This is a genomic window from Saccharopolyspora thermophila (genome assembly GCF_014646075.1).
GTDB lineage: Bacteria > Actinomycetota > Actinomycetes > Mycobacteriales > Pseudonocardiaceae > Saccharopolyspora > Saccharopolyspora thermophila.
Genome location: NZ_BMMT01000016.1, coordinates 106,467 through 132,555, shown reverse-complemented (window position 1 = coordinate 132,555; position 26,089 = coordinate 106,467). Strand labels below are relative to the sequence as shown.

The 26,089-nt window shown below is 71.9% G+C and carries 26 protein-coding genes and 1 pseudogene; 11 read left to right on the top strand and 16 right to left on the bottom strand.

The genetic code is table 11. The features are described from left to right. The 5 genes and pseudogenes from IEY17_RS20335 to IEY17_RS20315 all read right to left on the bottom strand — a co-directional run. Positions 1-245: pseudogene (locus IEY17_RS20335) on the bottom strand (Na+/galactose cotransporter); the annotation flags it as partial. A gap of 252 nt (positions 246-497) precedes the next feature. Next, positions 498-1,673: an ROK family transcriptional regulator gene (locus tag IEY17_RS20330; protein ID WP_188990151.1), complete on the bottom strand. Its 1,176-nt coding sequence runs from the start codon at positions 1,671-1,673 to the stop codon at positions 498-500. 76 nt (positions 1,674-1,749) lie between these two features. Continuing rightward, positions 1,750-3,168: a sugar ABC transporter permease gene (locus IEY17_RS20325; RefSeq protein ID WP_188990149.1), complete on the bottom strand. Its 1,419-nt coding sequence runs from the start codon at positions 3,166-3,168 to the stop codon at positions 1,750-1,752. Between the two features lie 21 nt (positions 3,169-3,189). Continuing rightward, positions 3,190-3,963: an ATP-binding cassette domain-containing protein gene (locus tag IEY17_RS20320; RefSeq protein WP_188990147.1), complete on the bottom strand. Its 774-nt coding sequence runs from the start codon at positions 3,961-3,963 to the stop codon at positions 3,190-3,192. A 22-nt stretch (positions 3,964-3,985) separates the two neighbouring features. Continuing rightward, complete coding sequence (locus tag IEY17_RS20315; protein ID WP_188990145.1) at positions 3,986-5,104, bottom strand: sugar ABC transporter substrate-binding protein; 1,119 nt, start codon at positions 5,102-5,104, stop codon at positions 3,986-3,988. 281 nt (positions 5,105-5,385) lie between these two features. On the opposite strand from IEY17_RS20315, the gene IEY17_RS20310 reads away from it, so the two are divergent. Continuing rightward, on the top strand, positions 5,386-7,233 hold the full coding sequence (locus IEY17_RS20310) for a glycoside hydrolase family 3 protein (RefSeq protein WP_188990143.1): 1,848 nt from the start codon (positions 5,386-5,388) through the stop codon (positions 7,231-7,233). 220 nt (positions 7,234-7,453) lie between these two features. Next, positions 7,454-8,770, top strand: a complete 1,317-nt coding sequence (locus tag IEY17_RS20305; RefSeq protein ID WP_188990141.1) for a hypothetical protein — start codon at positions 7,454-7,456, stop codon at positions 8,768-8,770. 41 nt (positions 8,771-8,811) lie between these two features. Here IEY17_RS20305 and fahA read toward each other — a convergent pair whose 3' ends face one another. The 4 genes from fahA to IEY17_RS20285 form a co-directional block, all read right to left on the bottom strand. Continuing rightward, entirely contained in the window at positions 8,812-9,990 is a 1,179-nt protein-coding gene (fahA, locus tag IEY17_RS20300) for a fumarylacetoacetase (protein ID WP_188990139.1), read from the bottom strand. Further along, entirely contained in the window at positions 9,987-10,841 is an 855-nt protein-coding gene (locus tag IEY17_RS20295; RefSeq protein WP_188990135.1) for a hypothetical protein, read from the bottom strand. The genes fahA and IEY17_RS20295 overlap by 4 nt, the downstream gene beginning before the upstream one ends. Then, positions 10,838-12,037: a homogentisate 1,2-dioxygenase gene (locus tag IEY17_RS20290; RefSeq protein ID WP_188990133.1), complete on the bottom strand. Its 1,200-nt coding sequence runs from the start codon at positions 12,035-12,037 to the stop codon at positions 10,838-10,840. Before IEY17_RS20290 ends, IEY17_RS20295 begins: the two co-directional genes overlap by 4 nt. A 95-nt stretch (positions 12,038-12,132) precedes the next feature. After that, on the bottom strand, positions 12,133-12,657 hold the full coding sequence (locus IEY17_RS20285; RefSeq protein ID WP_188990131.1) for a MarR family winged helix-turn-helix transcriptional regulator: 525 nt from the start codon (positions 12,655-12,657) through the stop codon (positions 12,133-12,135). Between the two features lie 162 nt (positions 12,658-12,819). Here IEY17_RS20285 and IEY17_RS20280 point away from each other — a divergent pair, with 162 nt between their 5' ends. The 4 genes from IEY17_RS20280 (at position 12,820) to IEY17_RS20265 (ending at position 17,189) form a co-directional block, all read left to right on the top strand. Beyond that, positions 12,820-13,860: a LolA family protein gene (locus tag IEY17_RS20280; RefSeq protein WP_188990129.1), complete on the top strand. Its 1,041-nt coding sequence runs from the start codon at positions 12,820-12,822 to the stop codon at positions 13,858-13,860. Next, complete coding sequence (locus IEY17_RS20275; protein WP_188990127.1) at positions 13,860-14,828, top strand: ABC transporter ATP-binding protein; 969 nt, start codon at positions 13,860-13,862, stop codon at positions 14,826-14,828. The genes IEY17_RS20280 and IEY17_RS20275 overlap by 1 nt, the downstream gene beginning before the upstream one ends. Next, positions 14,825-15,667 (top strand): ABC transporter permease, encoded by an 843-nt coding sequence (locus IEY17_RS20270; protein ID WP_229680354.1) that lies wholly within the window; start codon positions 14,825-14,827, stop codon positions 15,665-15,667. The genes IEY17_RS20275 and IEY17_RS20270 overlap by 4 nt, the downstream gene beginning before the upstream one ends. Before the next feature lie 517 nt (positions 15,668-16,184). Next, entirely contained in the window at positions 16,185-17,189 is a 1,005-nt protein-coding gene (locus IEY17_RS20265) for an aldo/keto reductase family protein (protein WP_188990125.1), read from the top strand. Between the two features lie 60 nt (positions 17,190-17,249). On the opposite strand, the gene IEY17_RS20260 is transcribed toward IEY17_RS20265, so the two are convergent. Beyond that, positions 17,250-18,386 (bottom strand): FAD-binding oxidoreductase, encoded by a 1,137-nt coding sequence (locus IEY17_RS20260; RefSeq protein ID WP_229680359.1) that lies wholly within the window; start codon positions 18,384-18,386, stop codon positions 17,250-17,252. Next, positions 18,347-18,655, bottom strand: coding sequence for an FAD-dependent oxidoreductase (locus IEY17_RS25570; protein WP_229680353.1), 309 nt, complete (start codon positions 18,653-18,655; stop codon positions 18,347-18,349). The genes IEY17_RS20260 and IEY17_RS25570 overlap by 40 nt, the downstream gene beginning before the upstream one ends. A 114-nt stretch (positions 18,656-18,769) precedes the next feature. On the opposite strand from IEY17_RS25570, the gene IEY17_RS20255 reads away from it, so the two are divergent. Both IEY17_RS20255 and IEY17_RS20250 read left to right on the top strand, forming a co-directional pair. Beyond that, positions 18,770-19,489, top strand: a complete 720-nt coding sequence (locus IEY17_RS20255) for a flavodoxin family protein (protein ID WP_188990123.1) — start codon at positions 18,770-18,772, stop codon at positions 19,487-19,489. A gap of 210 nt (positions 19,490-19,699) precedes the next feature. Beyond that, positions 19,700-20,434, top strand: a complete 735-nt coding sequence (locus tag IEY17_RS20250) for a methyltransferase domain-containing protein (protein WP_188990121.1) — start codon at positions 19,700-19,702, stop codon at positions 20,432-20,434. Between the two features lie 73 nt (positions 20,435-20,507). Here the strand turns inward: IEY17_RS20250 and IEY17_RS20245 are convergent, their stop codons facing one another. Genes IEY17_RS20245 through IEY17_RS20235 form a run of 3 tightly spaced genes read right to left on the bottom strand, consistent with a single transcriptional unit; the run spans position 20,508 to position 22,104 of the window. Next, entirely contained in the window at positions 20,508-21,362 is an 855-nt protein-coding gene (locus IEY17_RS20245) for a helix-turn-helix domain-containing protein (RefSeq protein WP_188990119.1), read from the bottom strand. After that, on the bottom strand, positions 21,359-21,898 hold the full coding sequence (locus tag IEY17_RS20240; protein ID WP_188990117.1) for a DUF6879 family protein: 540 nt from the start codon (positions 21,896-21,898) through the stop codon (positions 21,359-21,361). The genes IEY17_RS20245 and IEY17_RS20240 overlap by 4 nt, the downstream gene beginning before the upstream one ends. Then, complete coding sequence (locus tag IEY17_RS20235) at positions 21,895-22,104, bottom strand: hypothetical protein (protein ID WP_229680352.1); 210 nt, start codon at positions 22,102-22,104, stop codon at positions 21,895-21,897. Before IEY17_RS20235 ends, IEY17_RS20240 begins: the two co-directional genes overlap by 4 nt. A 307-nt stretch (positions 22,105-22,411) precedes the next feature. On the opposite strand from IEY17_RS20235, the gene IEY17_RS20230 reads away from it, so the two are divergent. Then, entirely contained in the window at positions 22,412-22,636 is a 225-nt protein-coding gene (locus IEY17_RS20230) for a hypothetical protein (RefSeq protein ID WP_229680351.1), read from the top strand. 252 nt (positions 22,637-22,888) lie between these two features. Then, complete coding sequence (locus tag IEY17_RS20225; RefSeq protein WP_188990113.1) at positions 22,889-23,995, top strand: carboxylate-amine ligase; 1,107 nt, start codon at positions 22,889-22,891, stop codon at positions 23,993-23,995. A gap of 226 nt (positions 23,996-24,221) precedes the next feature. On the opposite strand, the gene IEY17_RS20220 is transcribed toward IEY17_RS20225, so the two are convergent. Then, positions 24,222-24,392 carry a hypothetical protein gene (locus tag IEY17_RS20220; protein WP_188990111.1) on the bottom strand — a complete coding sequence of 57 codons (171 nt, stop codon included), beginning with the start codon at positions 24,390-24,392 and terminating at the stop codon, positions 24,222-24,224. Positions 24,393-24,561: 169 nt separating this feature from the next. Here IEY17_RS20220 and IEY17_RS20215 point away from each other — a divergent pair, with 169 nt between their 5' ends. Continuing rightward, positions 24,562-24,729, top strand: a complete 168-nt coding sequence (locus IEY17_RS20215; protein ID WP_188990109.1) for a hypothetical protein — start codon at positions 24,562-24,564, stop codon at positions 24,727-24,729. A gap of 121 nt (positions 24,730-24,850) precedes the next feature. On the opposite strand, the gene IEY17_RS20210 is transcribed toward IEY17_RS20215, so the two are convergent. Further along, a complete protein-coding gene (locus IEY17_RS20210; RefSeq protein ID WP_188990108.1) occupies positions 24,851-26,029 on the bottom strand; it encodes an MFS transporter in 1,179 nt (392 codons plus the stop codon). Positions 26,030-26,089 lie beyond the last annotated feature (60 nt).

Below are 26,089 nucleotides of genomic sequence, written 5' to 3'. Positions count from 1 at the left end.
GTCGGCATCCCGTACTCCGCACCGTTGGCGGACATGCCGATAATCTCGATCGCACCCAGATTCGCCGAGATGAACGCCAACCCCGTCACCCACGCCGGCAACGCCCGCCCCGACAAGAAAAAGTCCAAACTGGTGGAAACCGCCCGCCGCGCCAGATACCCAATCCCCAGCACGAAAACGAAGTACAACGCCAACAACCCGTAATCCACGGCATTGGCATCAAGAAGCTGACCCTGGGCCAGCACCTCGGTGCCGACCCCTCTCCCGTTGACCACAGTTGTCCCTCTTTTCCGCTGCGCACGCCGGTGCGGCGCGCCCGCCGAGAACGAATGACGCGAAGGTGCGCGCGGCCGGGCCGGGCTGCCCGTGCGGCGCGGACTCAATATGTTGTCTGCGGCAACATATCACCGGGCAACACTCGGCAGAAGATTTCGGGATCGATCAAGTACCCGGGGTGTAACCGCATCGCAATCCACGCGGCGGCAACGGGTTCCGGCTCAGCCGGTGAGGAGTTGCTCGAAGGCGAGCTCGGCCGCGCCGAGGAGCTTGCCGTCGGCTCCCAGGGAGGACGTGACGATGCGGGTGCCGCCCATGGCCCGGCCGACCAGGCTGCGTTCCGACACCGACTTGCCCACGTGGTCGATCAGGGTGCGCGGTAGCGAGGTGAACAGGTCGCCGAGCACGACCAGTTGCGGCGCCAGCAGGTTCACCACGTTGCACAGGCCGAGGGCCAGCCACTCGCCGAACTCGCCCAGCCGCTGCAGGACCTCCTCCGGGTTCTGCGCCAGGGCGTGCAGTTCGGCGACGATGACGCCACGCGGGGAGTCCTCCGGCAGGTCCAGCGCCCGGCTCAGGGCCCGCTCCCCGATCTCGGTCTCCCAGCAGCCGCGGCTGCCGCAGTAGCACTCGCGGCCGTCCGGCCGCACCACCATGTGCCCGAGTTCGCCGACGTACCCGGCGCTACCCCGCAGCGGCGCACCTCCGGAGATGACGCCGCCGCCGACCCCGACGTCGGCGCTGACGAACACGACGTCGGTGGCCCCGCGCGCCGCTCCACGCAGGTGCTCGGCGAGCACGCCCAGCTCCGCGTCGTTGCCGACCTCCACGCGACGACCGCCCAACGCCTGCGACAACCACTCCCCCAGCGGCACGTCGGTCCAGTGCAGGTTCGGTGCCTCCCGCACCATGCCGTCGGCGCGCCGCACGACACCGGGCGCCGACGCGCCGATCGCGGCCACGTCGACCTGCGCCTCCTCGATGAGCACGGCGCTGTTGTCGACGATGCGGGTGAAGACCTCGCGCGGGGTGCGGTTCGTCGGGCGCAGGCTCCAGCTGCACCGGTTGAGGATCTCGCCGCCGAGACCGACCAGGGCCATCGCGACCTGCTCCACACGGATGTCCACCGCGAGGGTCACCGCGGCGTGCGGTTGCGGCAGCACCAGCAGCGACGGCCGGCCGGCGCCGGTGCGCTGGGCGGGCACCCGCTCGACGACCAGGCCGTCCCGCACCAGTTCGTCGACCAGGGCCTTGATGGTGCTGCGGTTGAGCCCCATCTCGGTGGCCAGCGCCGCGCGCGTGCACGGCCCGCCGGTGTGCAGCCGGCGCAGTAGCACCGCCCGGTTGTGCTGGCGCACCTCGTCGGGCCGCGCCCCGGCAGTTGGTGTCGTCGTCACCTCGGCCGCATCCTCCCGGCTTGGTCCAGTCCGGAAGTAGCTGTAGCACAACCGCCCGCCGCGGCGCGCACCCCGCTCATCGCCGGTCGAGCCCGGCCCGGCGCCGCGACAGCGCGTCCACGCCCGCCGCGGCGACCAGCACCAGACCGGTGATGATGTTGACCGGCGCGGCCTGGAAACCCAGCAGGTTCAACCCGTTCTGCACCGTGGCCAGCACCGCGCCACCGAGCACCGCGTCGGGTAGCCGCCCCTTGCCACCGAACAGGGACACCCCACCGATCACCGCGGCGCCGACCGCGAACAGCACCAGGTTGCCGCCGCCCGCACTGCCGTCCACCGAACCCACCTTGGAGGTGTAGACGATGGCGCCGACGGCGGCCAGTGCCGAGCAGATGACGAACGCGGTCATCCGGATCCGGGCCACGTCCACCCCGGCGCGGTGGGCGGCGTCGCGGTTGTTGCCCACCGCGTGTAGGTGCCGCCCGAAGCGGGTGCGGTCCAGCACGAACGTCCCGGCGGCCAGCAGCACCAGCACGATCGGCACCACGAGCGGCACGCCGCGGATGTCGGCCAGTTCCGGGTGCGGCGAGCGGTTCAGTGTCAGCAGGAAGGTCGCCAGGCCGCCGCAGGTCAGCACCGCGGCGGCCTTCGCGGCGACCAGCGGTGTGGGCGGTGCGACCAGCCCGTTGCGGAGCCTGGTCAGGTGCCGGTAGGCCACCGCACCGGCGTAGCCGGCGCCGGCGAGCAGGAACAGCAGCCAGCTGCCGGTGACGTCGAGGCTGCCGTTGGCGACGGCGAACAGCACCGGGTTCTGCCGGATCGAGACTGTGCCGCCCGGGCCGAGCAGTTGCAGCACCACGCCGGACCAGGTGATGAACAGCCCGAGCGTGACGACGAACGACGGGATCCGGACCTTGGACACCGCGAACCCGGTCAGGCAGCCGATGGCCGCGCCGACGCACACCGCCAGCAGCATCTCCACCCACGGGTTCGCACCGAGCCCGGCCACCATGAGGACCAGGGCCAGCGCGGACGCCGCCGCCCCGACCCAGACGCGCAGCAGCACCGCCAGCAGCGCGGCCGCGGCCAGGCCGACCGTGAACGCGGCGAACACCGCGCCGCCCATCGCGCCGAGCAGGTTCCCGTCGTGCTGGAAGTGCAGCGCGAGCACCGCCGCGGCCACCCCCGACGCGGTCCCGGCGGACAGGTCGATCTCCCCGGCCAGCAGCACGTAGACCAGGCCCATCGCGATGATGGTCTGCCCGGCGCCCTGGTGCAGCAGGTTCGTCAGGTTGTTCAGGGTCAGAAAGTCCTCGGACAGCGCGGCGAACAGCCCGACCAGCACGGCCAGGGTGACCAGGGCGGGCAGCGAGCCGAGATCGCCGCGGCGGAGCCGGGCGAGGTAGTCGCGCAGGGCGTCGCCGGTGGCCGGCGAGGTGGTGTCGATGCCGAAGTCGGGGATGCGGGTGACGGCACCGGTGGAGCTGTTGGTCATGGGCGGTTCCTCGGGTTCGGGTCAGACCGCGGCGACGTCGGGCCGGGCGAGGCCGAGCTCGCCGGAGCGCCCGGCGGTCATCAGCTCCACGACCTGGGCGTGGGTGAGGTCGCGGGCGGGCAGTTCGGCGGCCATCCGGCCCAGGTACAGGGTGGCGATGCGGTCGGCGACCTCGAACACGTCGGTCATGTTGTGGCTGATCAGGACCACGCCGAGGCCCTGCTCGGCCAGCCGCCGCACGAGGTCGAGCACCTGCCGGGTCTGCGCGACGCCGAGCGCGGCGGTGGGTTCGTCGAGGATGACGACCTTGCTGTTCCACAGCACGGCCTTGGCGATGGCCACGGCCTGCCGCTGCCCGCCGGAGAGCTCGCCGACCTTGGTGCGCACCGACCCAACGGTCCGTACCGACAGCGAGCGCAGCGTGCGCCGGGCGGCCAGTTCCATGGCGGTCTCGTCGAGCCGCACCGCCGGGCCCCGCTCGCGGCCGAGGAACATGTTCTGCACGACGTCGAGGTTGTCGCACAGCGCGAGGTCCTGGTAGACGATCTCGATGCCGAGGTCGGCGGCGTCGCGCGGTCGCCGGATCTGCACCGGCCGCCCTTCGAAGAGCACCTCGCCGCTGTCGAAGCGGTGCATCCCGGCGATGCATTTGACCAGTGTGGACTTCCCGGCGCCGTTGTCGCCGATGAGCGCGGTCACCTCTCCGGCGCGCACGGTGAAGTCGACGTCGCGCAGCGCGCGGACCGCGCCGAAGCTCTTGTTGACGCGGCGCAGCGCCAGCAGGGGTTCGTGCACCGTGAATCCTCCCTCGTAGCGCTCAACCGGAGATGCCGAGCCGGCGGCAGGCACCGGCCAGGTCACCGCCGCAGATTTCCTCGGCCCGGACGTGGCCGGGGCCGAGCACCGACTTGATGTTGTCGCGGGTGATCAGCTGCGGGGCCAGCAGAACCGAGCGGACCAGACGGCCCGACACCGGATCCGCGACACGCTGGGTGGCCAGCGCGTCGGCCGCCGCGGTGTCGCCGCGCACCAGCGCGGCGGCCAGCTCCGCGGCGGTGTCGGCCTCCTGCTGGATCGGTTTGAACACCGTGGACGATTGGTGGCCCTGCAGGATCGCGCGCAACCCGTCGACGGTGCTGTCCTGGCCGGTGACCGGGACCGCACCGGCCAGGCCGTACTTCTGCAGCACGGTGATCACCGCCGCGGCCAGGCCGTCGTTGGCGGCCAGCACGCCGTCCACCCGCCCGCCGTTGGCGGTCAGCAGTTGTTCGAAGATCTGTCCGGCGACCTGGTTGTCCCAGCCGTCGACGAACCTGCTGCTGACCAGCCGCAGATCTCCCGCGGCGTAGTGCGGACCAAGCGTGCGGGTCTGTCCGCGGTGCACCAGCGCGGCGTTGTAGTCGGTCAGCGAGCCGCCGATTTCGATCACCTGCGCACCGGGCCGGCCGCGCAGCGCTGCGGCGAGCGCCCGCGCCTGCAACGCGCCGACCTGCTCGTGGTCGAAGCTGACGTAGTAGTCCGCGCTGCCGCCGAGGCTGAGCCGGTCGTAGTCGATCACCGGCACGCCCAGTCGCGCGGCCTGCTGCTCGACGGTGGCCCCGACGTCGCCGCTGGGGGCGGCGATGATCAGCACCTCGACGCGCTGGCTGAGCATGCTGTCGGCGATCTGTGCGAACTTCTGCGCGTCGCCCTGGGCGTTCTGGATGATCGGCGCCAGCCCGCGCCGCTGCAGCGCCGAACGCAGCATCGGCTGGTCGAAGTGCGCCCACCGGGCGGAGGTCGCCGTCTCGGGCAGGATCACGCCGACCCGCGGTGCCCCCGCGGCGGTGGGGTCCGCCTGGGGCCCCGGCTGCGGCAGGGCGTTGTTGCCGCAGGCCACCAGGAGCAGCCCGAGTCCCAGGGCCACGGCCAGCAGCGCCGCGGGCGTTCTCCCCATCGAGAAGCCTTTCTCACTCCGGTAGCCCCAACGTTGCGGCAGACAACATAGGCCACCCCGCCCGCCGCCGAGAACCCCCGGTGGCGCTGCGACGAACGGGCTTGATCGATGCAGGAGATCGTGGCGAACCGCCCGTCGCTGGTATGTTGTCGCCTACAACATATGCCGTCTGACGTGTCCGGCAAGTGCTGTTCATCGGCAGAACGCGCACGTCCGGGCCGCGCGACGGCCCGCAGCTCCACCCCGATACCGGAGGAAGTTGGATCCCGGAGGAGACCGGCATGTCCCGTTGGCTGCCCGGCACCACCCCGACCCGGATAGCCCTGGCGCTCACCGCGGTGGCCTGTACCGCCGCGCTGGCGCCCGCGGTGTCCGCGGCCCCGCCCGCACCACCCCTGTACCGCGACGCCAGCAAACCCGTGGCCGACCGGGTGGAGGACCTGCTGGCCCGAATGACGTTGCAGGACAAGATCGGCCAGATGACCCAGGCGGAGCGGCAGGCCGCCGACCCGAAGGCAGCCGCCCGCGACCGGGTCGGGTCCATCCTCAGCGGCGGCGGCTCGGCCCCCACCCCGAACACCGCCGAGTCGTGGGCCGACATGTACGACGCCTACCAGCGCGAGGCGATCGCGACCCCGCTGGGCATCCCGATCATCTACGGCGTGGACGCGGTGCACGGGCACAACAACGTGTATGGGGCGACGATCTTCCCGCACAACATCGGCCTCGGCGCCACCGGCGACCCGGAGCTGGTGCAACGCATCGCGCGGGCCACCGCCGAGGAGATCTCCGGCACCGGAATCGACTGGGACTTCGCGCCGTGCCTGTGCGTGGCGCGCAACGACCGCTGGGGCCGCACCTACGAGTCCTTCGGCGAGACACCGCAACGACCGACGGCCATGACCTCCGCCGTCACCGGGTTGCAGGGCGACCACCTGGACGGCCCGGCCTCGGTGCTGGCCACCGCGAAGCACTACGTCGGCGACGGCGGCACGACCGGCGGTGACGACCAGGGCAACACCGAGATCGACGAGGAGGAGCTGCGGGCGATCCACCTGGCGCCGTTCACGGAGGCCGTCAGGCGCGGCGTCGGCGCGGTGATGATCTCCTACAGCAGCTGGAACGGCGTGAAGATGCACGCCAACAGCTACCTGATCAACGACGTGCTCAAGGGCGAACTGGGCTTCACCGGGTTCGTGGTCTCCGACTGGCAGGCGATCGACCAGCTCGACGGGCAGCCCGGGTTCACCGCCGAGGAGGTGCGCACCTCGATCAACGCCGGGCTGAACATGATCATGGTGCCGCACGAGTACCAGAAGTTCATGGACCTGCTGCGCGCCGAGGTCGAGGCGGGTCGGGTGCCGATGGCGCGCATCGACGACGCCAACCGCCGCATCCTCACCAAGAAGTTCGAGCTGGGCCTGTTCGAGCGGCCCTTCACCGACCGCGCCTACACCGGCACCGTGGGCAGCCCGGAGCACCGGGGACTTGCCCGGGAGGCGGTCCGCGAGTCGCAGGTGCTGCTGAAGAACGACGGCGGGGTGCTGCCGCTGGCCAAGGACGGCGGCAAGATCTTCGTCGCCGGCAAGAACGCCGACGACATCGGCAACCAGAGCGGCGGCTGGACCATCAGCTGGCAGGGCAGCAGCGGGCCGATCACGCCGGGCACCACCATCCTGGATGGCATCCGGCAGGCGGTGTCGCCGTCCACCGAGGTCACCTACGACCGGTACGGCAACGGCATCGACGGCAGCTATCGCGCGGCGATCGTCGTGGTCGGCGAGACGCCCTATGCCGAGGGCGCCGGAGACCGTCCCGCGGGGATGGGGCTGGACCAGGAGGACCTCGCCACCCTGGCCAGGGTGCAGCAGGCGGGTGTTCCGGTGGTGGTCGTGCTGGTCTCCGGCCGCCCGCTGGACATCGCGGCCGAGCTGCCGGGGTGGGACGCGCTGGTGGCGTCCTGGCTGCCGGGCACCGAGGGGGCCGGGGTGGCCGACGTGCTGTTCGGCGACCACCACCCCACGGGCACACTGCCGGTGACCTGGATGGCCAGCGCGGACCAGCAGCCCATCAACGACGGCGACGGCAAGCAACCGCTGTTCCCACTCGGCTTCGGCCTGCGGTACTGACCAGGCGGCGGGCTGCGCTCGGCCCTTGTCCACCGCGATCGAACCCTCCCGTGCGTCCATCGCCGCCGCGTGCGAGGTGACCGACCAGCCGCGGGACGGGCGTTGAGTCCGGTGCCGGTGGACGAGCCCTGCCGTGACTTCGGACCCTGGCTGCGGTCGGCGACCGCCGCGATGGTCGAGGACGTGCCGGAGGCGTACGTGCGACGCGTGGGAGGGTGCGGTGTACGCAGACGACGACCGCGGTGCCAGGGCGGAGGCGCTCCCGAAGCTCGCCGCGTTCCCGCTGGTGGAGGCGCTCCTCGGCCGCCGATCCCGGCGGTTCGCCCTGGGCGACGAGATTCCCGACGGCCCGCTGGCCTACCGTTCCGAGCACGAGCCGGTCCCCCTCACCGAGCTTGAGCGGATGCTCGTGCTCGGCGCGATGGGCGGCACCACGGGCTGGCACTACTCGATCACCCGGCACGCCCGCTACGCACCGCACGTGTCGAACTACGCCGGTGCCGCGGCGGGCCGCACCTTCCCCTCCGCGGCGGGCATCCACACCGCTGAGCTGTTCTGCACCGACGACTCGGGCGTCTACTTCTTCCCGACCCGGGATGCCGGCGCCCTCGTGGACCCCGCGGTCGAGGAGGTCACGCCGGACCTGGTGGTCGAGCGCCACCAGCAGCGGCTCCGCCGCCTGTCCGACCAGCGGCTGTACCTGCCCGCGGAGGAGCCCTACCTGGAGGGCCACAACACCTGGTGTGTCAACGTGCCCGGCTCGCTACTGGTCATCCCGGTGGCCGACATCGCCCAGCACCTGCTCGCCGTGCTGTGCTTCTTCGTGCAGAACGGCTACGGGATCTATGACGACGTCCACCACCGCGAGATCCCCGGGCTGGCGGAGTTCAGCACGCTGGTCGACGTCGAGGAACCGTTCCCGTTGACCTTCGCCGAGCAGTACGCGCTCACCGAGGCCACCGCGGAGCTGGCCACCGCGTGTTACGCGGGTGTGCTGATGCTCCAGGCGATGGGTCTGGGCGGATGGATGTTCGACGGGATCGACCGGTTCTCGATGCTCGGCGCCTCCGGCAACCCGGACGTGCCCGGCCTGGGCTTTCGCTACGACGAGGACGAGCGCTGGTCGACGCCCAACCCCACCGGCCGTGCAGGGGTCTTCGAGGCGTACTGCCCGCCCCACTACCCCGACATGGCGGCGGCGGTCGAAACCTTCGCCGAACGCAAGTTCGGGCCCGGCGGCCCGTTCCATCGCGACACGCCCGGCGCCTGGACCGACACTCCCGGATTCCGCGGCAGCGCCCTGGTCCACGACGAGGAGTTCAAGGCGTGCGTGGCGCTCCAGGCGCAGTACGTTGACGAGACCTTCGGCAAGTTCCCCGCGACCGTGCCGACGGTGTTCATCCTGAACTACGTCCAGGCGCACCACCTCGACCTCGACTTCTACGACCGCTTCTTCAAACCCGGGGCGTACCTGCGCACGCACGCCACGCACATGGCCGACTGGCACGGCGGGAGCGAGGGCACCGGACATCGCTGAACCGCGGCTCGCGGTGTGGCTGATCCGGCGGGCGGAAGCGATCAGACCTTTCGGGCCGGCAGGATCCGGCCGGTGACCTCGCCGAAGCCGATGCGGCTGCCGTCCGGTCCGGGCGCGGTGGCGGTGATGCTGACCTCGTCGCCGTCCTGCAGGAACGTGCGTTCCGCACCGCCGACCCGAACCGGTTGCTGCCCGCCCCAGGTGAGTTCGATGAACGCCCCGCACTGGTCGCGCTGCGGACCGGAGATGGTGCCCGAGGCGAAGAGGTCGCCGGTGCGAGTGACCGCGCCGTTGACGGTCAGGTGCGCCAGCATCTGCGCCGGCGACCAGTACATCTCGCGGTAGGGCGGGCGCGAGACCTCCTGACCGTTCCAGGACACCACCAGGTCGATGTCCAGTCCCCACGGCTCGTCCTCCCGCAGGTACGGCAGCGGTCGCGGGTCCTGCGTCGGGGTCGGCACGCGGGCCGCCTCCAGCGCCAGCAGCGGCACCACCCACGGCGAGATCGACGTGGCGAAGCTCTTGCCCAGAAACGGCCCCAGCGGCACGTACTCCCACGCCTGGATGTCACGGGCGGACCAGTCGTTGACCAGTACCACGCCGAAGACCCGGGTCGCGAACTCGCCGGTGGGCACCGCCTCGCCCAGTTGTGAACCGGTGCCGACGACGAAGCCGAGCTCGGCCTCGATGTCCAGGCGTCGGCAGGGCCCGAAGGTCGGTGTCGCCTCATCGGGACCCTTGCGCTGACCGAGCGGCCGCATGATTTCGGTCCCGGACACCACAACCGTTCCACCACGCCCGTGGTAGCCAACCGGGAGGTGCTTCCAGTTCGGCATCAGCGGTTCGGCGTTCGGGCGGAACAGGCGCCCGAGGTTGCTGGCGTGGTGCTCGGACGCGTAGAAGTCCACGTAGTCGGCGACCTCGAACGGCAGGTGCAGACGCACCTCGCCCACCGGGTGCACGGCGGCGTCGGGCACCTCACCGGAGACCGCCTCGGCGATCTTCTCACGCACCGCCACCCAGCGGTCGTATCCCTGGGCCATGAACGGGTTGAGCACCGGCTGCGCGAACACGTCGTCGCCGAGCAGCACCGCGAGGTCCACGACGGACTCGCCGACGCGGACGCCGACGCGCGGCCCGGTTCCGGGCGTGGAGAACACGCCGTAGGGCAGGTTGGCCAACCCGAACGGCGACCCCGCCGGAATGTCGATCCTGGTCACGGAAGTCCTCCTTCGCCGAGCACGGCGGCGGGCACCAACCCCAGGTCCACCAGCTCGGTCAACGGTTCGGCGATGCTGCACGTCCCGAAGGACAGGAAGCGGGTCCGGGCCGCGGTGACCCGCGCGCTGTCGAGCTTGGCCACTCGCTCGGCGATCTTGTCCGCGTCGCGTTCGGCGAGCACGGCGGCGATCTCGGTGTCATCGGCGAAGTCCACCGCCGCGTCGGTGGCCAGCAGCAGGTTGAGGTAGCCGTGCTGCTCGAAACCGGTGCCCGGATCGGTGTTGCGGACCGCGTGGTGCAGCCCCGCGGTGGCTTTGAACGGCACGCCCGCCTCGACGACCGAGCGGATCGCGGTGGCCAGTTCGGCCTCGTCCGGGTAGAGGTCGGCGCGCACCCCGCCGGTGCGGAACTTGGCCCGGTAGCCGGCCGTGGCGCACCGGGCGATGACCTCCGCTCGGCGCTCGTCGCGCGGCACCTCGACGAAGACGACGGCGTCCCCGGGCCCACCCGCCCGGTCCAGGGCGGCGAAGAACTCGGCCGGGGACTGCCCGGGCGGCACCGCCACTTCCAGGGCGCGCACCCGGACGGGCAACTCCGCCGCGGCCGTGCGGACCGCGGGCACCTGCCCCGGGCCTTGCGGTGCGGTGACGGACAGCTCCAGGCCGTCAACGGCCAGCGTTGCCAGGTCGGCCAGCGCCGGCGCGGCGAGCACCAGCGGGCCGACCAGCTCCGCGTAGGGCGAGGTGACGTGCCGCGCGTGCGCGCTGACCGCCTCGGGCAGCGGCGTGCGGCCCGGTGGGAAGACGGCGGCGTCGTCGCACAGCGACCGGGCGAAGTCGGGGATGCTCACCGCGCCGGCCCCCGTCCCGACCAGGTCCAGGCGTAGCCGGGGTCCTCGGCGGCACGGCCACCCTCGCCGAGCTCCAGTGGGCGGAAGGTGTCGACCATGACGGCCAGTTCGTCGAAGAACTCCACGCCGATGCTGCGCTCGTACGCGCCGGGCTGCGGGCCGTGCGAATGCCCGCCCGGGTGCAGCGAGATCGACCCGGGACCGATGCCGGAGCCCTTGCGTGCCTCGTAATCCCCGCCGCAGTAGAACATCACCTCGTCGGAGTCCACGTTGGAGTGGTAGTAGGGCACCGGGATGGACCGTGGGTGGTAGTCCACCTTGCGCGGCACGAAGTTGCACACCACGAAGTTGGTGCCCTCGAAGACCTGGTGCACCGGCGGCGGCTGGTGCACCCGACCGGTGATCGGCTCGAAGTCACCGATGTTGAACGCGTACGGGTACAGGCAGCCGTCCCAGCCGACCACGTCGAACGGGTGTTGCGGGTAGACGAACCTCGTGCCGACGATGCCCTGCCTGCCGCGGTGCTTGACCAGCACCTCGACGTCGTCGCCCTCGGCCAGCAGCGGTTCGGTCGGCCCGCGCAGGTCACGCTCGCAGTACGGCGCGTGCTCCAGGAACTGGCCGAACTTCGACAGGTAGCGGCGCGGCGGCGTGATGTGCGAGTTCGCCTCGATGCAGTACGCACGCACCGGCTCGTCACCCTGCGGCACCCACCGGTGCGTGGTGGCGCGCGGCAGGACCACGTAGTCGCCCTGCCGGAACGGCAGGGCCCCGAAGACGGTCTCGACGACGCCGGAGCCGGACTCGACGTAGATGCACTCGTCGCCGATCCCGTTGCGGTACAGCGGTGAGGTTTCGCCGGCGACGACGTAGGAGATGCGGACGTCGGCGTTGCCGAGCACCAGCCGGCGACCGGTGACCACGTCGTGGCGCTTCCACTCGGTGCCGGCGAACAGCTCGTGCAGCTTCAGGTGCCGGGGCCGCAGCGGGTGGTTGGGTTCGGTGCCCAGGTCCGGCAGTTCCCAGTTCGCCGAGTCCACCAGCGCGGAGGGAATGTTGCGGTGGTACAGCAGCGACGAGTCGCTGGAGAAGCCCTCCTCCCCCATCAGCTCCTCGTAGTACAGCCCGCCGTCGGGCCTGCGGTGCTGGGTGTGCCGCTTCGGTGGTACCTCGCCGACCTGCCGGTAGTACGCCATGCCGTCGCCTCCTCGCTGAGGGTCCGGGGTTCCGGCCACCCCGGGTGCAGTTAGTTAATGTATTTACTAACTGCTGGTCGTGCAACACCGCACCGTCAGTTGCGTCCGCGCACCTCGAACTGGTCGCGGTTGGTGATGAGTTTGTCCAGCAGCATCACCAGGATGCGCTGCTCGGTCTCGGTGAGCACGCTGGTCCAGTCGTGCTCGCGCTCGTTGTGGGCGCGGAAGACCTCGACCATCTCCTGCTGTCCGCGCTCGGTCAGCGACAGCAGCACGGACCGGCCGTCGCGCTCGCCCGGCGTGCGCTCCAGCAGCCCGTCGGCCACCAGCGTCTTGGTCAGGTTCGACACCGCCGCCCGGCTCATTCCGGTGAGCTCGGCGGCTTTCTTCGCCTCCAGCGGCCCGGCCAGCCAGGTCACGAACAGCAGCCGGAAACCCGACCAGGACCGGCCGCGCGGCCGGTGCACCGACGCCTCCAGGTCGTAGGTGACGATGTTGGACGCCCGGTTGAGCGTCAGCAGCACCTCGGTCGCCAACTGGTGGCGGAACCCGTATTCGGTGGCGAGCCGGTGGTTGGCCAGTTCGACGAAGGACCAGAAGTCCAGTTCACCCTCGGCCATCGCGGCCCTCCAGCCCAACTAGTAAATCTGTGAACTATTTTTAGTCTACGACTGGCACCCATGATCGCCGAGCTGAGCCGGTTCTCAGCGACCAGCCCGCTCTCAGCGTTATCTCAGCTCCCGTCAGCCACCCTGGGCACAGGACCCGACAGGGAGGAACGGATGAAACCCAGGAACGTGGCGATCACCGCCACCGCCGGGGCCGCCGCGGGCGTGCTCGGCCTGACGGTGCTCGCGCTGCCGGCCGGCGCCGGCGCGGCGCCGGAACTGCCTCCGGTGAGCCCGGAACAGCTCGTGGAATCGGTGATGCGGGCCGCCCCGCCCGCGCTGAGCGGGACCGTCCAGGTCGACAACGCACTCGGGCTGCCCGCGCTGCCGGCCGCGGGCCAGGGCGGCGAACTGCTCGCCGACGGCACGAGCCAGGTGCGGGTGTGGGCCGACGGGCAGGGCCGCCACCGCGTGTCGATGCCGTCACACGGCGGCGAGGTCACGGTCGTCGACGACGGCTCGACGGTCTGGAAGTGGGACTCCGCCGAGCGCACCGCCACCCGCGTCGACGCCGCGCACGAGCCGGGCGCCGAGCACCCGCAGGCCGACCCGGCGGCCGCCGCCCGCGACATCATCGCCACGCTGCGCCAGACCAGCGACGTCGCTGTCGACGGCACGGCCAGCGTCGCCGGCCGCGACGCCTACGAACTGGTGCTGACGCCGAAGCCGTCCGAGCGCACGCTGCTGCGCGAGGTGCGCGTGGCGGTGGACGCGGAGAAACGCATCCCACTGGAGCTGTCCGTGCACACCAACGGGTCCGACGCCCCGGCGCTGCAGGTCGGGTTCACCGACCTGCAGCTGGCCGCGCCGGACCCGGCGCTGTTCCGGTTCACCCCGCCCGCCGGGGCCACGGTGGAGCAGGCGCCGCGGCAGCACCGGCCGCAGGCACCGCAGCACCCGCAGGGCGAGCACCGTGTCGTCGGTGACGGCTGGGACTCGGTGCTGGTGGCGCGGCTGCCCGAGCAGACCTCGGCGAAGGACCGGACGGACTTCCGGCAGCTCGCCGAGCGCACCGGCCGACCGGTCAGCGGGCCGTGGGGCAACGGCTGGGTGATCGGCACCGCGGCCGGCAACGCCCTGCTGACCTCCGACGGCCGCGTGGCCGTGGGCGCGGTGCCCGAGCAGGTGCTCATCGCCGCGCTCGGTGCCGCGTGATGACCAGTGCGCTGGAGTCGGTGGGGGCGGCCGCGGCTGCCCCCACCGCGGCCGAGGACCTCGCCGCACGCACCACCGGACTGCGCAAGACCTACGGCCGCACCGTCGCGGTCGATGGCGTGGACCTGGCGGTGCCGCGCGGCGCCGTGGTCGGGGTGCTCGGCCCCAACGGCTCGGGGAAGACGACCACGATCCGGATGCTGCTCGGGTTGACCGCACCGACCTCGGGTTCGGTGGAACTGCTCGGCCACCGGCTGCCCGAGCACGGCGGCCGGGTCCTGCCGCGGGTGGGCGCGCTCGTCGAGGGGCCCGGTTTCCACCCGTTCCTGTCCGGCCGGGAGAACCTGCTGCGCTGCGCGGCGATGGAACCGGCGGTGCGTGGCCCGGACGTCCGCCGGGTCGTCGAGGAGGCGTTGGAGCGGGTCGGGCTCGGTGCCGCCGGCGGGCGCCGGTACCGCGGCTACTCGCTGGGTATGAAGCAGCGGCTCGGCCTGGCGGCGGCGCTGCTGGTGCCGCGTGAGCTGGTGGTGCTCGACGAACCGACCAACGGACTGGACCCGGCGGGCACCCGCGAGATCCGCCGGATCATCGCCGAGCTGCACGCGGCGGGCACCACGGTGCTGGTGTCCTCGCACCTGCTCGCCGAGATCGAGGCGACCTGCACGCACGTCGCGGTGATGCACCGGGGTTCGCTGGTGGCGCAGGGCGAACTGGCGCCCCTGCTGGAGTCGGGTGCACCGCACCTGCTGGTGTCCACGCCGGATGTCCAGGCGGGGCTGCGGGCGCTGCGCGAGGCGGGCGCACCGGCACGTGAGGAGAGCGGCGAGATCCGTGTGGAGCTGTCCGCCGTGGACTCCGCGGACGCCGTCGCGACCCTGGTGCGAGCCGGGGTCCGGGTACGCGAGGCCCGCCGGGCGCGCACCGGGCTGGAGGATGTGTTCGCCCGGCTCACCGAGGAGGATGCGTGACGCTCGTGGACACCCCACCGGTGCGGACTTCCGCGCCACTGGGTCGGGTCGTGCTGGCCGAGCTGCGCTGGGTGCTGCGCCGGCCGCGGAACCTGCTGGCCCTGCTCATGCTGGCCGCGCTGCCGGTGCTGCTGGGCACCGCCATCACGCTGGCCGGCGGCCCCAGCCGGGGCGGCCCGTCGGTGCTCACCGCGGTCGCCGGGAACGGCCTGGTGCTGCCGGTGGCGGCACTGGTTCTCGCCCAGTCCCTGCTGCTGCCGCTCGTCGTCGCGATGGTCGCCGCGGACGCGCTGGCCGGGGAGTCGGCGCACGGCACGCTGCGCGGGCTGCTGCTCGCCCCGGTCAGCCGCGTTCGGCTGGTCGGCGTCAAGGCGGTGGGCGTGCTGGTGATGGCGGTGCTGTCGGTGACCGTGGTGGCGGTCAGCGGTGTGGTGACCGGGCTGGTGATCGTCGGCGGCGACGGCCTGGTCACGCTGTCCGGCACCACCCTGCCGATGGGCTCGGCCCTGGGCCGCGTGGCGCTGGCCGTGGGGTGGTCGTCGGTGCAGATGGCCGCGGTCGGGGCGGTCGCCCTGGCGATCTCCGCGTTCACCGACCATCCCCTGGTGGTCATGGCCGCCACGATGGGCGGGCTGATCACCTTCGGTGTGCTGGGCACCATTCCGGCCCTGGACTGGCTGCACCCGCTGCTGCTCACCACCGACTGGTCGGCGGTGGTCGACGTGCTGCGTGATCCGCTCAGCGGCGACACTCTGGCGACCGGTCTGTTCCGCGCGGGATGCTACCTGCTCGTCGGGATGTCGGTGGCCGTCGGTCGCATCGCGACCAAGGACGTCTGAGAACGCAAGCGCTGGCGGGGCGATCTGTCGCGCCCCGCAGCGTGCTAGCGCAGCAGCGCCGCGTACAGCTCCATCCAGGCTGCCCGCAGCAACAAGCGCATCGTGCTGGTCCGGTCCCGCTGCTGGCGGTCGTGACGCACATCGACCCCTTCGTTTACGCCGAGCGGGCGCACCCGCTCGGCCCCCGACGCCTGGCAGGACCCCGTCGTCCCGCCTGGGCACGCCGCCCGGCGGCCGCACCGCCGTTCGCCCGTGCGACCGACACCATGGCGGAAACCGGCCAGTAGCGCAAGCAAATTCTGGTAACCGGGAAGGCCGGCCCGCCCAGTGCACCGCCCGCCACGCCCGTCACCAACTCCGATCGGGCGTGATCGGCATGCGCCTGGCATCCGGCCCTGCAACGATCTGCCCGGTCTCGCCGCGCAGCGCCCCGGCCGCCGGGGTGCGGGCGTCGCTGGGCACCGCGCTCGGGCGGCGACGCACGGTAGGCTCGCGATCACGACGGGAGGGAAGCGCCATGGAGTTCCGCCACCTCGGCCGCAGCGGCCTGGTCATCAGCGAGATCGCCTACGGGAACTGGATCACCCACGGATCGCAGGTCGAGGAGGACACCGCCACGGCGTGCATCCGGGCGGCGCTGGACGCGGGGATCACGACCTTCGACACCGCCGACGTGTACGCGGAGGGCCGCGCCGAGGAGGTACTGGGCCGCGCGCTGCGCGGGGAGCGCCGGGAGGGCCTGGAGATCTTCACCAAGGTCTACTTCCCCACCGGGCCGGGTCGCAACGACAGCGGGCTGAGCCGCAAGCACATCATGGAGTCGATCGACGGCTCGCTACGCCGTCTGCAGACCGACTACGTCGACCTGTACCAGGCGCACCGCTTCGACCACTCCACGCCGCTGGAGGAGACCATGGAGGCGTTCGCCGACGTGGTGCGCGCCGGCAAGGCGCACTACATCGGGGTGTCGGAGTGGACGGCCGAGCAGATCCGGGCGGGCCACGCGCTGGCCCGCCAGCTGCGCATCCCGCTGGTGTCCAGCCAGCCGCAGTATTCGGCGCTGTGGCGGGTGATCGAGGCGGAGGTGATCCCGGCCTGCGAGGAACTGGGCATCGGCCAGATCGTGTGGTCCCCGATCGCTCAGGGCGTGCTGACCGGCAAGTACCGGCCGGGCGCAGCCCCGCCGCCGGGTTCGCGCGCCACGGACGACAACGGCGGTGCGACGTTCGTGTCCCGCTGGCTGCGCGAGGACGTGCTGGAACGGGTCCAACAGCTCCGGCCGCTGGCGCAGGAGGCGGGCCTGTCGCTGGCCCAGCTGGCGGTGGCGTGGGTCCTGCAGAACCAGAACGTCTCGGCGGCGATCATCGGCGCCTCCCGCCCCGAGCAGATCGCGGAGAACGTGGCGGCCTCGGGCGTGAAGCTGGACGCGCAGCTGCTGCGCCGCATGGACGAGATCCTGGCGCCGGTCGTCGAACGCGACCCGGCCCGAACGGCGGAAAGCTCCCCGAAAGCCCGCCGCTGACGGTACTCGTCCCACGGCTCGAATCGGTGGGAAGCCAGCGTGGCTTGAAACGGGCGCTGGCTACGGCGGGATGTTCTGGTTGAGCCGGAAGAGATTCTCCGGGTCGTACCGGCGTTTCACCGCGCGCAGGCGCTCGTACTTCACCGCTCCGTACGCCTCCCGCACGCGCTCCTGCCCTTCCCGCATCAAAAAGTTCACGCAGACGCTGCGGTGGTGGGGCGACAACGCCGCCCAGAAGGTGCGCGCCCACTCCCGTTCCGCCGCGAAACCCGCGGCGTCGGCGGTCGTGGCGTTGATGTTGAACACGTGCCCCGCCGCACGGCCGTGGAACGCCGTCTCGTCCTCGCCGACGCGGGCCACCGCACCGCCCAGCTGGAAGATCGGGAAGGTGGTCAGCGGCGACCGGATGCGCAGCGCGTGCTCCGCGGTGATGTCGATGACCTCGTCGGTCAGCTCGGCCACGTCGCAGGACCGGAAGTAGTACCACCAGCCTTCGGGGAACGACGCGTCGAACATCGCCTGGTGCGCCACGAACGGCTTCTCCGCGCACAGGTCGACCAGCGGGGGTCCGAAGGACCGCATCGGCCGCACCACCCGCTCACCGTCCTCAACCGGCCCGGCGTAGCAACAGACCACCATCACCACCGGCCGACCGTGCAGATCCGCCGGCAGCACCGGAAGCGGTGGCGCCTTGCGGTGCAGGATGACGGTGGTGAGCTCGTCGGGCACGTCGGTGATCCAGTCACGGTAGTACCGCAGGACCTCCGGAGACCGCTCCATCGGCCAGATGAGCGGTCCGGCCAGCACCCGCGGGCCCACCGGGTGCAGCCGGAACTCGAACTCCGTGACGACACCGAAGTTGCCCCCGCCGCCGCGCACGGCCCAGAACAGGTCGCTGTTGCGCCGCTCGTCGGCCCGGAGCAGTTCGCCGTCCGCGGTGACCAGGTCCACGCCGAGCAACTGGTCCACGGTCAGGCCGTACTTGCGCATCAACCAGCCGATCCCGCCGCCGAGCGCCAGCCCGGCCAGTCCGGTGTGCGTGACGATCCCCGCGGGCACGGCCAGCCCGAACGCCTGCGTCTCCCGGTCCAGCTCCCCCAACCGCACCCCGGCCTGCACGCACGCGGTGCGGGTGGCGGGGTCGACGCGCACGCCCTTCAACGACGACAGGTCGATGACCATCCCGCCGTCACACACCGACAACCCGGGAAAGCTGTGCCCGCCGCTGCGCACCGCCGCGTCAGCCCGTGGCGACGGGCGAAGCGGACGCTGTCGATGACGTCGGCGACACCGGCGCAGCGGGCGATCAACGCCGGGCGCCGGTCGATGCAGCCGTTCCACACGCGCCGCAGCCGGTCGTACCCGGGGTCGGCGGGGCCGACGAGGTCCCCGCGGAACGCGGCGCGCAACGACCGCACCGCGTTCTGCTCGCCCTCGGCCCGCGCCGCGGACGCCGGGAACGCCATGCGGGTGAGTCTCGCGCTCGTCGATCAGCTCCGGCAGGGCCTTTGGTCGCCGAATTGCCCGCCGCGGGCAGTGGTGCTGCACTGGCGCTTCGGGGGAGCAGTCTGGGGGGAGGCATGAGCGAGGCGACCGAACCGGTTTTCCAGGGCCTGCGGGCGATGTTCATCAACTGCACGCTGAAGCGGTCACCGGAACGCAGCAACACCGAAGGTCTCATCGACCGCAGCGCGGGCATCATGCGCCGCAACGGCGTCGAGGTCGACGTGATCCGCGCGGTCGACCACGACATCGCGACGGGCGTGTGGCCGGACATGACCGAGCACGGCTGGGCCACCGACGAGTGGCCACAGCTGTACCAGCGGGTGCTGGCCGCGCACATCCTGGTGCTGGCCGGGCCGATCTGGCTGGGCGACAACAGCTCGGTGACCAAGCGGGTCGTCGAACGCCTCTACGGCTGCTCGTCGCTGCTCAACGAGCACGGGCAGTACGCCTACTACGGGCGCGTCGCCGGATGTCTGATCACCGGCAACGAGGACGGCGTCAAACACTGCGCGATGAACCTGCTCTACAGCCTCCAGCACCTCGGCTACACCATCCCACCGCAGGCGGACGCCGGCTGGATCGGGTCCATCGGTCCCGGCCCGTCCTACCTCGACCCCGGCTCCGGCGGCCCGGACAACGACTTCACCAACCGCAACACCACTTTCATGACCTACAACCTGATGCACCTGGCGGCGATGCTGGACCGGGCGGGCGGGATTCCCGCGCACGGCAACCAGCGCACCGCCTGGGACGCCGGGTGCCGCCCGCACTTCGAGAACCCGGAGCACCGGTGATCCTCTCCCACCGCCGCGACGCCGTGAAGATGCCGTGCCCAGGTTGTTTCCCCGTCCGGTTCGCGACATCCCTCCGTCCAGTGTGTACATGCTGGCCGTGGTGCGCGGGGTTTCCCCGGATGGCGCAACTCGCTGCAGCAGCCGGGTGTTCCCCGGCTCCGGGCGTCCCACCAGTCCCTAAGCTGGTGGTGTCGATCAGCGGGAGGTGCCATGAGCGACCAGCCACCGTCCCCGGCCGTGGAGCGGGTGCTGCCGCTGCTGACCGCCCGGCCCGCGAAGCCCGACGTCCGGCACGGTTATCTGGACCTGCTCGGGGATCGGCCAGAACAGCCCGCGGGGCCCGTGCAGTCGTTCTGGGAGTCGCCTCTCGGTTCCCACCTCTACGACCCGGCGCAGGCGCTGGCCCGCAGGGTGCTGCCGAGCTGGTACCGGCTACCCACGCGGGCTCGGCCACCCGCCGGCGGCCGGGTGCTGGACGTGGGATGCGGCCCTGGCAACGTCACGGCGCAGCTGGGCCGCGCCGTCGGCCCGGCCGGGCTGGCGATCGGCGTGGACATCTCGCGCCCCATGCTGGCGCAGGCGGCGCGCGCGCAGCGGGCGGCCAACGTCGCGTTCGTCCGCGCCGACGCGCGCTCGCTGCCCTTCCCGGACGGCACGTTCGACCTGGTCACCAGCCTCGCCTCGCTGCAGCTGGTCCCCGCCCCGGAGTCGGTGCTGGCGGCGATGGCGCGGGTGCTGGCCCGCGGTGCCTGGCTGGCGGTCATGGTCCCCACACCGCGCGACGGCCTGCTGCACCGGGGCACCAGGATGTTCGGGTTGCGCACCGGGATGACCTTCTTCAGCGCCGATGAACTGGCCGGGACCCTGCACGCGGTCGGGATGCGCGCGGTCCACACCCACCGGGCGGGGCCGTTGCTGTGGGCCACCGCGCGCAAGCCGTCCTGATCGCGGGCGACTGCCCGGGAAACCCATCGCGGTTCCCGCTGCGGATCGCGCACGGACGTCACCCGGCGCGGCGCTACTCGCCGGACTCGTCGGCGCGGGCGTAGCGAGCGATGAGATCGCGCAGCAGGGCGCGGGCCGGGGCGTCCTCCAATGCCGCGGCCAGCAGCGCGTCGAACAGGCGGTGGTAGCGGGCCAGGTCCTCGGGCTCGGTGATCGTCATCTCGGTGTTGACCGTCTCCACCAGGGCGAGGTCGTCGATGATGACGAAGCCGTGCAGCGGCACCACCGCCAGCTGCGCGTCCAGCGGCAGGATCGCCAACCGCATCGTGGACATGCCGCCCAGCGCCAGCAGCCGGTCCAGCTGCGCCATCATGACCCGAGGCGGCGCGATCGGGTGCCGCAGCGCCGCTTCGGAGCACAGGATCTCGACGGCGGTCTGCGGCCGGAAGAGCACCGCCTGGCGGGCCAGCCGGGCTTCGACCGAGGCGGCCACGTCCAGCGGGCTGCGGTGCAGCTCGGCGACCGCCTCGAACACGTACCGGGCGTACTCGGCGGTCTGCACCAGGCCGGGCACCAGCGCGATCTCGAACAGGCGGATCCGCTCGGCGCCCTGCTCGACGTGCAGGCTGTACTCCTGCCGGGCGCGGTTGCCCGTGCGCAGCTGCCGCTTCCAGCTCGCCGCCTCCAGCCGGATCTCGCGCAGCTCCTGCCGCAGCTCCTCCTCGGTTTCGCGGGCAGCACCGGTCAGCCGGCAGTAGGCCACCACGTCCGCGTCGGAAACCGACTGCTTGGCCGTCTCTACCCGCGAGACCTTGGACGGCGTCCACCCGGCTCGTTGTGCGAGCTGCTTCCCGGACAGCCCGGCCGCGAGGCGCAAGCGACGCAACGAGTCACCGAACGCCAGGCGGCGAGTGTCGAAATCGGTCACCGGCTCCTCTGGGTCAGGTCGTGCAGGTAAGCCATGAACGGAATCGCATGATCGGATGCGACATCGCGCCAGGTCCGGTAGCGGTTCACCTCCTCCGGTGCGGCGATGATCTCGGTACCGGCGAACTGCTGGTTCTCGAAGTGCATGAGGGCCACGCGGTCCTCGTCGAACAACCAGAAGTCCCGGTTCGGCAGGCCCAGGGCGCGTGCCCGGCCGGCGGTGAGCACCCGCACGTCCTCACCGGCGGCGATGTTGGCCGGGCTGACGTCGAGCTGCCACCGCTGGTATTCGGTGGGCGGCTCGCGGAACACGCGGACCCGGGCGAACCGCCGTCCGGCCCGGGTCGCGGCGGCGACCTGGTCCAGCCACGGCCGCAGCCAGGCCAGGTCGTCGGGTTCCCCGGCGCGCCAACGGCGCCAGGGTTCGGCTTCGGCGGGCTGGCGGTAGGTGCCCTGACACTCCCACCGCCAGGCCCGGTGCCGGAAGGAACGCAGGAGTTCGTCCAACTCCGCGCCCGGTAACGCCCACGAACTCACGGCGCCGCCTTCGGCACGAAGTCCAGCAGGGCAGCTGGGATCTCGACCGCGGTCTCGTGGTCGGGCAGCCCGCGCTCGTGGAGCGCGGCGAGAGCTTCGGGGTCGGTGACCTTGTAACCCTGAACGACGTAGGTTCCCTTGTCCGTGCTGTACAGCGTCGGGCAGGTGCCGGCGTGGGACGTCGTTCCGTGGAAGGTCAACTTCACCTGTTCCTCCTTGTTGGGAGTGCACATGCATCGTCCGTGCAATACATGCATTCGGTCAAGAGTCGGCATCGCGCGCAACTCGAACAGCCGTACCGGGTGATCCACCCACGATCTTGGACTGCGCCGTTCGGGTTCTACTCGATCGACATTGCGGGAATTGCTTGAAATGCATGGGGATCCGCTCCCATACTTCAGCCTGGGGGCCAGGATGAGGAGATCGAGAGGCGGACCGACGCGTGAGGATCAGCCAGTTCCGACGAGGCGCAGCCGCCTCCGCTCGCACCGCAGCACCCCTGGGGGTTTGCTCGTGACCGACGCGCCGCACTACTGGCTGCCCACGCCGAACCCGGAGACCGGCGTCTTCGTGCGGCACGCCTTCTGCGGCCGCCGCTGGGAGGGCCAGTCGGCCGACACCTCGGTGTGCGGCGTCGCGGTGGCGATGGCCGAGCCCAGCGAGATGGACTGGCGGACGGCGCCGACCTGCATGGGGTGCAACGAAGTCCTCAAGCAGCGGCAGGCCGCCGCCCACTGACGTCCGGCCCGGTGTTGATCCCCGACGAGCACCGGGCCGGACCACCACCGTCCACAGCGGACAATTCGTCCGGTCGGCCATCCTCCGATCACCGCGGTTGCCCGCGGCAGCCTCCGGGAATCCGTCGGCGTGACCACCCGACGCAGGCCCGCCCCGTACCAGGCGACCGGGCGAGTGACAGATGTGGCGATGGGCCGCGAAACTGGTTCGTGACCCGAAGCTCACCCCGAGCCGGAAGGGGACTGGCGTCGCATGGACAGCCGACTGCCGACCTTCGGGATCGAGGAGGAGTTCCTGCTCCTCGACCCCGGCACGGGCCGCCCCGCGGCCCGCGCGCCCGAGGTGCTGGCGGACCTGCCGCCGATCGAGGGCTACTTCAGCGCCGAGTTCACCCGCATCCAGTTGGAGGCGGCGACCTCGGTCTGTCGCACCGCCGCCGAGGCCGGCACCCAGCTGGCCACCGCCCGCCACGCGCTGGCCCACACCGCGGAGCGGCACGGCCTGCAGGTGGTGTCCACCGGCTTCTCACCGCTGCCGCTGCCGGATCCGATTCCCGTGACCGACAAGCGCCGCTACCGCTCGATCAGCGAGGAGTTCGGGCTGCTGGCGGACTCGCACGCCACCGCCGGCTGCCACGTGCATGTGGGCATGCCGGACCTGGCGACCAGCCTGGCGGTGTCCAACCACCTGCGCCCACACCTGCCAGCGCTGCTCGCGCTGATGGGCAACTCGCCGTTCTGCCGGGGCCAGGACACCGGCCACGCCAGCTGGCGCGCGGTGCTCTGGTCGCGGCTGCCGTCGGCGGGCCCGCCCCCGCCGCACCGCGGCCCGGAGTCCTACCAGCGCGCGGTGGACCTGCTGCTGACCAGCCACGCGGCGCTGGACCGCGCCATGGTCTACTGGCTCGTCCGCCCGGCACCGCATCTGTCCACTTTGGAGGTGAGGGTGGCGGACGCCGCGGGCACCGCGCAGGAGGCGCTGGCGCTGGCCCTGCTGGTGCGCGCGCTGGCCGCGGTCGCGCTCCAGGAGATCGCCGAGGACCGGCCCGCGCCGAAGATCCCGGACGAACTGCTGCGCCTGGCGCTGTGGCGGGCGGCCCACGACGGCCTGGAGGGTGACGGGCTGGACGTCACGGGCCAGCTGGTCCCGGCCCGGGTGCTGCTGGAGCGAACCGTGAAGACCGCGTTACCCGTACTGGACAGCAGCGGAGACGCCCCGATCGTCACCGACGTGCTGGACCGGCTGCTGCGCCACGGCAGCGGTGCACACCGCCAACGCCGCGCTCATGCGCGCCGTAACGAGATCGCCGACGTGACGGCGCTGCTGGTCGAGCAGACGCGCACCGGCCTGCCCGCCTGACCTGGCGACCCCGCGGCGGTCCCGGCCTGTCCGCCGACGCACGTCACCGGCACTCAACCGTCCACTGAGGATGGACCGTGACTCGACTCGAATCGCCCATGCCCGCGCGGGCCCGGCGTTGCTGCGCTCACCCTTGCAGCGGGAAGTCCCCCGGCAGCAGCCAGCGGCGCGCCGATACTTCCGGCGCGCCGCTGTCAACTGATGCGGACCCCCGCTGCTCTCCCCGTCATGCTGCCTGCCTCCCCGCCACCAGCCGGTGCATCCGCAGCAACCACATCTCCAGCTCGGAGAGCTGGCCGTCGAGGCTTTCGCTGCCGTACATGTCCGGGCTCGCCCGGAGGGCCATCAGCTCCTCCCAGCGCTGCTCCATCTGCTCGACCAGTTCCCGCAGCGTCACCGTGATCCCCTCTCCCCGCGGTGGCAATCACCACTGAGCACGGTAGGGTGTGCCCGCCCCCACAACCAAGGCCGAAAATCCCAGGTCAGCGGGCTGGACCCGGTGGCGTTCCGGTGAAACCGGTCGCCGCGCGGTCCCATGCGATCACCGGGTGTGGTGTCATCGGTGCATGAGACGAGGGCGCAGAGGCCATCCGTGCGAACCCGACACCACCCGCATCGGCCTGTGGCGGTGCGAGGTGTGCGGTCAGCAGTGGGAGATCCACGGCGTGGCCGGGAACCCGCGGGTCCGCAAGGTCAGCCGGGTCGGCTGGTTCCTGGCGAAGCTGCTCGGCTGACCCGCGGGTGTGGCATCACAGCTGGCCGCTGATCTGTGCCGCCGCGCCTTGGCCAGGCGCACCACCGCGTCGGGGGCCCGCCGGGCGGGCTCCCAGCCTTCCGCCAGGCGGGCTCCCAACTTCAGGCAGATCTGGCAGGCTGCGGGAGGCGGGCCGCCAGCAGAATGATCAGCAGACCCGCCGCCGGGACCACCAGCAGGCCGACCCGCAGGCTGACCGCGTCGGCCAGCAGACCGGTGATCGGCGGACCGGCCAGCACGCCCACCCGGTAGAGCCAGCCGACGACCGCGATACCGACGCCGGGCGGCAGGCCGGGCACGGTGTCGGCAGCGTGGAAGCCCGCGGGGATGACCGTGGCAATGCCCCACCCGGCGATCGCGAAGCCGATGACAGTGGTGGGCAGGGACGGCCACCACAGCGCCCCGCCGACCGCGACGACCACCAGCAGGCCGCCGAGGCGGGCCACGGTCCGCCTGCCGAACCGGTCCACCAGCCGGTCCCCGGTGAGACGGCCGACCGTCTGCGCGGCCTGCAGGGCGACGAACACCAGCCCGGCGGCAGCCGGCGCCGCGCCCAGGGACTCGCGCAGGTAGATCGCGCCCCACGACGCGGCGGTGTCCTCGACAAGCGCGCTCGCGGAGCACAGCGCGCCCAGCGCCAGCAGCGCGACCAGCACCGCCGCGCGCGGCCGGGTGCGCAGGGCGTGCTCGGCCCGGTCGGCGTCGTCGGTCCCCGGCAGCAGGAACCACCTGCAGGTGATCGCCACCGCCGCCAGCACCACGGCCGCCCCGGCCAGGTGCACCGGCAGCGGCGCGGAGATCCCGGCGGCCAGCGAGCCGCCCAGACCGCCGAGGATCGCGCCCACGCTCCACAGGCCGTGGAAGGAGTTCACGATCGACCGCCCGTAGCGGCGCTGCACCCGCAGGCCGTGCGCGTTCATCGCCACGTCGACGATCGAGTCGAGCGCACCGGCGAGGAACAGCGCTCCGGCCAGCTGCCACCAGCGCGCCGCGGAACCGATCGCGACCAGGTCGGCGGCCAGCAGGACCGAACCCCACACCGCCACCCGCGCCGATCCCCACCGCGCCACCAGCGCCCCGGCCAGCAGCCCGGCGACCAGCCCTCCCAACGGAAACCCGGCGATCGCCGCGCCCAGCGCGGCGTTGGACAGCCCGAGGGAGTCCTTCAGCTCCGGGTAGCGGGGCACCACGCTGGCGAAACTGGCCCCGTTAACAAGGAACAACGCGGCGACGGCCAGTCGCGCGGCCACCGGGCGGCGATCAGCGGTGATCTCGGGCATCCGGGTCCTCTCCGCTCGTGCTGGCCCGATCATGCCAAGGACCGGCCGCGCGGCGAAGCC

What these genes read in the sequence shown, in the direction of transcription:
- IEY17_RS20325 (WP_188990149.1), bottom strand. Translation starts at nt 3,168, where the DNA reads ATGACCAACAGCTCCACCGGTGCCGTCACCCGCATCCCCGACTTCGGC.
- IEY17_RS20315 (WP_188990145.1), bottom strand. Translation starts at nt 5,104, where the DNA reads ATGGGGAGAACGCCCGCGGCGCTGCTGGCCGTGGCCCTGGGACTCGGG.
- IEY17_RS20310 (WP_188990143.1), top strand. Translation starts at nt 5,386, where the DNA reads ATGTCCCGTTGGCTGCCCGGCACCACCCCGACCCGGATAGCCCTGGCG.
- IEY17_RS20290 (WP_188990133.1), bottom strand. Translation starts at nt 12,037, where the DNA reads ATGGCGTACTACCGGCAGGTCGGCGAGGTACCACCGAAGCGGCACACC.
- IEY17_RS20285 (WP_188990131.1), bottom strand. Translation starts at nt 12,657, where the DNA reads ATGGCCGAGGGTGAACTGGACTTCTGGTCCTTCGTCGAACTGGCCAAC.
- IEY17_RS20280 (WP_188990129.1), top strand. Translation starts at nt 12,820, where the DNA reads ATGAAACCCAGGAACGTGGCGATCACCGCCACCGCCGGGGCCGCCGCG.
- IEY17_RS20275 (WP_188990127.1), top strand. Translation starts at nt 13,860, where the DNA reads ATGACCAGTGCGCTGGAGTCGGTGGGGGCGGCCGCGGCTGCCCCCACC.
- IEY17_RS20265 (WP_188990125.1), top strand. Translation starts at nt 16,185, where the DNA reads ATGGAGTTCCGCCACCTCGGCCGCAGCGGCCTGGTCATCAGCGAGATC.
- IEY17_RS25570 (WP_229680353.1), bottom strand. Translation starts at nt 18,655, where the DNA reads ATGGCGTTCCCGGCGTCCGCGGCGCGGGCCGAGGGCGAGCAGAACGCG.
- IEY17_RS20255 (WP_188990123.1), top strand. Translation starts at nt 18,770, where the DNA reads ATGAGCGAGGCGACCGAACCGGTTTTCCAGGGCCTGCGGGCGATGTTC.
- IEY17_RS20250 (WP_188990121.1), top strand. Translation starts at nt 19,700, where the DNA reads ATGAGCGACCAGCCACCGTCCCCGGCCGTGGAGCGGGTGCTGCCGCTG.
- IEY17_RS20225 (WP_188990113.1), top strand. Translation starts at nt 22,889, where the DNA reads ATGGACAGCCGACTGCCGACCTTCGGGATCGAGGAGGAGTTCCTGCTC.
- IEY17_RS20215 (WP_188990109.1), top strand. Translation starts at nt 24,562, where the DNA reads ATGAGACGAGGGCGCAGAGGCCATCCGTGCGAACCCGACACCACCCGC.
- IEY17_RS20210 (WP_188990108.1), bottom strand. Translation starts at nt 26,029, where the DNA reads ATGCCCGAGATCACCGCTGATCGCCGCCCGGTGGCCGCGCGACTGGCC.